The following is a 5,652-nucleotide window of genomic DNA, read 5'->3' as shown; positions in this document are numbered from 1 at the left end:
ATAGGTATTCCTTTGGGGTTATTTATAGCAATTTAAATTATAAGGAATACCTTCTTTTTTTAAAATAAAAGTGTGCAATATCTATGGCTCTTAAACAAAAATATAGTAAAATATTTATTGCATTAAGAAAAAAAATGCTATATAATTTATTATTATTTTTAAGGATATAATTCATTTTATGATTGGCAGTATTATTTGCTGATTTGTCTATATTGTTAGTAGAATATAATAATTGTAAAAACAATTTTTTAATAGATTTTTATATTTATTGGAGTCTTTTTTATGAAAATGCTAAACAGAGTATTAATATCTGATGATGGTCATAGAATGTATACATATATCTTTATTCCAGATTCTAAGCCTAAAGGTGTTGTGCAGATAGTTCATGGGCTTGGAGAACATGCAGGAAGATATAAAGAGTTTGCTGAAAAATTAAATGAAGCTGGTTTTTTAGTTTGTGCTGATGATCATAGAGGTTTTGGAAGAAGCACTGTGAGTAAGGATCAAATAGGACATATAGCTGATGAAAAAGGGCATGAACTGATAATAGAAGATTTAAAACATTTAATGGTAAACACCAAAGCTGATTATCCTAATATACCATACTTTATGTTTGGTCATAGTATGGGTTCATTTCTAACAAGGGGTTTTTTAATAAAGTATTATAAAGACCTAGACGGTGCTATTATAATGGGTACTAGAGGAAAAATGAAAGGTATAGAGAATTTTGGAAAGACTATAGCTAATTTTCAGAAATCTATATTCGGAGGAAGAAAAAGAGCACATTTGCTTGATAAGTTATCTGTAGGAGGATACGGAAAAAAATTCTTCCCTAAAGAAAATTCTAATCTTGCTTGGCTTACTTCAGATAAAGAAGAAATTAAAAAAGTTCAGGAAGATGAATATTTTGCAGATAAGCCTGCAAGTATAGAAACATATATACAGATGTTTGAGCTTATTGATAAAATTTCAAATAAAGATAATTATTCTTCTATGAATAGAGACTTCCCTATACTTTTAATATCTGGAGATAAAGACCCTGTAGGAGATATGGGAAGAGGTGTTAAATGGGTATATGATATGTATCAATCATTAGGCTTTAAAGATGTTAATATAAGTCTCTATAAAGACGGAAGACATGAAATACTTAATGATGTTCAAAGAGATGATGTGTATAATGAGATAATTGCTTGGCTTAATTCTCATATAGCATAATATTTTTTGAAGTATAGGTAAATTTGCCTATACTTTTTTATTTATTAAAATCAGCCTCATCAATCATAATAGGCATAAGAGCCTCTTTCTCTTGAAGCGTCATAATCTTCTTTTATACTCATAGCATATTTATTTTCTGAGTTCATAAAATTTGAGTATGATTTTATTGCTTCTTTTGTAAGAGGAGGCACATCTTTTCTATTTAAAGCCTCTTCTATATCAAGCCAAATAACCTCGCTGTTTTCACTGTCATTAACTCTAGCTTCTCCTGAAATATACTCTGCTCTAAATACTAAATACCAATCATTATAAGTAAAACGCATAGATATTATTTCTTTGGCACTTACTTTTACATTAGTCTCTTCCAATACCTCACGCTCTGCGGCTTCTGCAGGAAGTTCTCCTTCATTAATAAATCCGCCTGGTATTATAAGAAGTCCGTTTCCTCTGCCGTAATTATGACGTCCAAGAAGAACTTTACCGTTTTTTATTACAACACAGCCTACACCTTTTCCAAATATCATTCTCTCATTTTCTGAAAATGCCATTTTTAATTATCCCTTTTACCTTTATAATTTTTAGTATCATAGTCATTATGAAAGCTGATTTTTAATATATATTCATCTTCTTCACTTACAGCTTCTTCATTTGATATTCTGTTTAATCCGTAAGGCTCTAAGTATAATGCCAATATGTTATTATCATCTTCTGAAGTTATTACGGGTATTGTATTTCTCTCATATGCTGATATTTTTAAATCTATAAAAATCTTTCTTAAATATTTTTTTTGATTATTAGGATATGCATATATAAAATCCCCGTCTTTTTTAGTTCTTATTATAATAGGGTACTTAGCTTTTATATATAAACCTTCTTTATAATCAATATCTTTATTTAAAACTCTTTTTACTTCTGCTTTTTTATCTAAAAAGTTATATACTCCGTCTTTATATATTTTTATATAATTATATTCTTCATTTTTTATTTGTATAGGTTTTATTTTTATAATATTATATTCTTTTATGATATAGCAATTATCAAGCCTTAATTTAATATTAGGCTTATCAGATTTTATTATGTTTAATATTTCAATAACTCTTTTTTCTGTTATTTCTATACTATTTTTGGCTAAAAGTTTTATTATGATTTTTTTTATAAAAAGACTTTTTATATTTTTTATTTTTTTTATATTAAGTTTTTTATTTTTTTCAAATATATTTTTTTTATATAATTTATTAACTTTTTTTCTCAATATAGAAGTTTCTTCATAGCTTCTTTTTGCAAACCGTATAATATTTGTTTTGGCATTTTTATTTATTTCTTCAAGCATTGGTATTATTAGGTTTCTTATTTTATTTCTTGCATAATAATTTTTTTTATTTGAATAATCTTCTCTGTGAGATAGAGAATTAATTTGAGCATATATTTCAATGTCTTTTCTGTAAAAGTTTAAAATTGGTCTTAAAATATATCTTTTTTTTTCTCTTAAACTTTTATAAACATCAGTTCCAGCACCTTTAATTATTCTGTATATTATAGTTTCAGCTAAATCATCTTTATTATGTGCTATTAAAAGATAATCATATATTTTTTTATTATAAAGCTCCTCAAAAAAAGCGTATCTGTCATTTCTAGCTTCAAGCTGGATATTTTTCCCGATATAACTGTTTGGCGGTATTTCTTTAACATATATATCTATATTATATTTTTTAGCCATACTGCGGGCAAATAATTCATCATTAGCAGAATCTTCTCCTCTTAGATTATAATTAACATGTATCATTATTAAATTAAATGATAATTCCTCTTTTAATCTGTATGCGATATTAAGCATAACCTGAGAATCAATTCCTCCAGAATATGCAACTGCTAATGTTTTATTTTTTATATCATCTATATTTGAAATTAAAAATTGTGAAGTTTCTTTTATCATTATGTTATCCGTAATTTATAATTTAAATACTTTACTTTTTTCATTGATAATTATTTTTCTCTCTTGTATATTTTTATTATCATTTAAATATTTATCCGATAATATTTCACTCTTTTCATCATAATCTTTTAATATATTTTTTGAATTGGCATAGCAATATATACAGCCATTAGTACATGTATTATACATACCTATATCGATACTTTCAATACAACAGCATAATTTTCTTTGAGATTTATCTTTTTTTTCTTTTATAGAATAGCCTAATATTTTTTGTATTCTATCTTTATCTATGCATGAAGATTTTTCAGTTATATCGATATTTTGAGAGCAGCTTTTTAATTTTATATTATTTTTTTCTGATATTTCTTTTATAGTTTTTATTAATGATATTTTTTCATCATTATTATCTATATTTTTGATATTATTTTTTATTTTGGAATATATTTCAATAAAGCTGAATATACATTCATCAGTATAGCCATTTAAGCTATGAGAAAAGTTTTTAAAATGATTTATATGATAATCAGCATCAAAATCATCATTTAGTATAATAGGGTCGTATCTCCAAACTATTTTTTCTTTTCCGAATAATTTACTTATTTTTATAAATTTTTTTATTAATAATTCTTTATCTGGAATATTTTTTTCTATAGTTTTATCATAAGGCGTAATAGTAAAATGAATATAAAACTCATAACCTAAATTATATACTTCTTTTAAGAAATCTATATTAGGATTTTTTGACCAAAATACTATTATATCTACGATGTTTTTATTTAAAGTTACTTTATAAAAATTATTTTTGTTTATAGGGTTTTGAGTGATGACATAACCTTCTTTTAATCTATTTAAAAACCATTTTGTATGAAGAGAAGGTATATCACTACGCCTGCTTGCACTAATTATCATTTTATATTGAGATTAAAATACGCCCATTTTTTTTCTTTGCGATAATTTAAATCCGTATGCATCATGACCAGGGTATAGAAGAGTATTATCATCTAAAGCAAATACTTTCTCTTTTATACTTTTTTCTAATGTATCATAATCACCAGTAGGAAAGTCAGTTCTTCCTATGCCGTATGCAAATATTGTATCTCCGCAGAATAAATGCCCTTCAGTATAAAAACAAACTCCTCCCTCTGTATGACCCGGAGTATGTATAACCTTAAACTCTATATCTTTTAATTTGAAAGTGTCGCCGTCATTAAATTTCTCTTCAGGGCTTTGACAGGTTATAATGTTTCCAAGATATGCACTTACATTTAAATTAGGGTCTTGAAAAAAATTATAGTCAAGATTATGAACACAATGAGGAACATCAGGGAACTCTTTTCTTATATCATCAGAACCAGATATATGATCAAAATGTCCATGTGTATATATTACTCTTACAAGTTTTTTTCCGTTTAATAGTTTTTTATAATCATCATATCCGAATGATAATTTAGCCATATCTATTATCATAGCCTCATCATCACAAGATACTATATAAGAATTCATTCCGTACATATTTATATTTATGCAGTCTACTTTTAATTCGCTCATTATTGTTTTCTCCTAATTTATTTATCATTATTATTATTTTCCTGAGATTTCTCATTTTCTTTTCCATTTTGTGTAAGAAAAACGTCCATAGTATCAAGCATTCCAGCCAAAGTATTATACTTTATTATTTTTCTTGTTTTATCATCTTTTTCAATATAGGCATTTATTGTAGGGAAGAATATAGCAAAAGGTATGCCCTCAATTTTTATTTCCATCTCATAGCATTCTTTTTCTTCTACATTTATTTTGATTTTTTTAATTCCGTTATTTACTACAGATACCTTTACTTTATTGTCCTTTGAAGCTGTAGGCATAACAATATTCATTGTATTTGTTATATCAATAGGAAAAGTTCTTGCTATTTGATATGACCCGTACATAGAAAATATGGCTAAAGAGCCAGAATCATTTGTATAATTAATTTTACCCCTTATATCAAATGTATTTTCTATTGTACCGAAATCATGATAGTCTATACTTTTATTATAAACTGTACGCATATTGGCCAAATCTATTATAGAATACATTTCAGACTTTCTTATATTGGTCATCATGCTTTCTTCTAATAGAAAAGGGTCTTTTAACTTATTTGTAACAAAGCCTTTAATATATGTTTCTTTAATATTCCAGTATCCTTTGCTGTCAACTGAAGTTTCTGTGTATACTATTAAGGCATTATTCTTTTTTCCAGATATTCCTTTATGAACAAAGTATTCGCTTTTTTCAAAAGATGGAATATTAGTATAAGAATAATACTGTGCTGATAAAAATGAACTTAATATAAAAAAAATTATTAATATGTTTTTCATTGTCATATGATAAACCCTAAAAATACAAATTTCAATATATATTTATAATATTTTTTGTTTAAGAGCCATAGATATTGCACAGTTTTAGTTTAAAAAAAGGAGGTATTCCTTATAATTTAAATTATCACAACAAACAAAAAGGAA

The 5,652-nt window shown here is 25.7% G+C and carries 6 protein-coding genes; 1 reads left to right on the top strand and 5 read right to left on the bottom strand.

The genetic code is table 11. The features are described 5' to 3' along the window. The first annotated feature begins 282 nt into the window (after window positions 1-282). Window positions 283-1,215, top strand: coding sequence for an alpha/beta hydrolase (locus tag Q1X91_RS14535; RefSeq protein WP_300759142.1), 933 nt, complete (start codon window positions 283-285; stop codon window positions 1,213-1,215). Between the two features lie 59 nt (window positions 1,216-1,274). Here Q1X91_RS14535 and Q1X91_RS14530 read toward each other — a convergent pair whose 3' ends face one another. Genes Q1X91_RS14530 through Q1X91_RS14510 form a run of 5 tightly spaced genes read right to left on the bottom strand, consistent with a single transcriptional unit; the run spans window position 1,275 to window position 5,508 of the window. Beyond that, window positions 1,275-1,763, bottom strand: coding sequence for an NUDIX hydrolase (locus Q1X91_RS14530; protein ID WP_300759140.1), 489 nt, complete (start codon window positions 1,761-1,763; stop codon window positions 1,275-1,277). Between the two features lie 2 nt (window positions 1,764-1,765). Then, window positions 1,766-3,148: a tRNA lysidine(34) synthetase TilS gene (tilS, locus tag Q1X91_RS14525; protein ID WP_300759138.1), complete on the bottom strand. Its 1,383-nt coding sequence runs from the start codon at window positions 3,146-3,148 to the stop codon at window positions 1,766-1,768. 15 nt (window positions 3,149-3,163) lie between these two features. Further along, complete coding sequence (locus Q1X91_RS14520; protein WP_300759136.1) at window positions 3,164-4,060, bottom strand: DUF1848 domain-containing protein; 897 nt, start codon at window positions 4,058-4,060, stop codon at window positions 3,164-3,166. Between the two features lie 12 nt (window positions 4,061-4,072). Further along, complete coding sequence (locus Q1X91_RS14515; protein WP_300759133.1) at window positions 4,073-4,699, bottom strand: MBL fold metallo-hydrolase; 627 nt, start codon at window positions 4,697-4,699, stop codon at window positions 4,073-4,075. A 17-nt stretch (window positions 4,700-4,716) separates the two neighbouring features. Continuing rightward, window positions 4,717-5,508, bottom strand: a complete 792-nt coding sequence (locus tag Q1X91_RS14510; RefSeq protein ID WP_300759131.1) for a hypothetical protein — start codon at window positions 5,506-5,508, stop codon at window positions 4,717-4,719. Between the last annotated feature and the right edge of the window lie 144 nt (window positions 5,509-5,652).

The organism is uncultured Brachyspira sp., assembly GCF_949287625.1.
Taxonomy (GTDB): Bacteria; Spirochaetota; Brachyspiria; order Brachyspirales; family Brachyspiraceae; genus Brachyspira.
The sequence above is the reverse complement of the archived record's forward strand: the minus strand, read 5'-3'. Positions and strand labels throughout refer to the sequence as shown.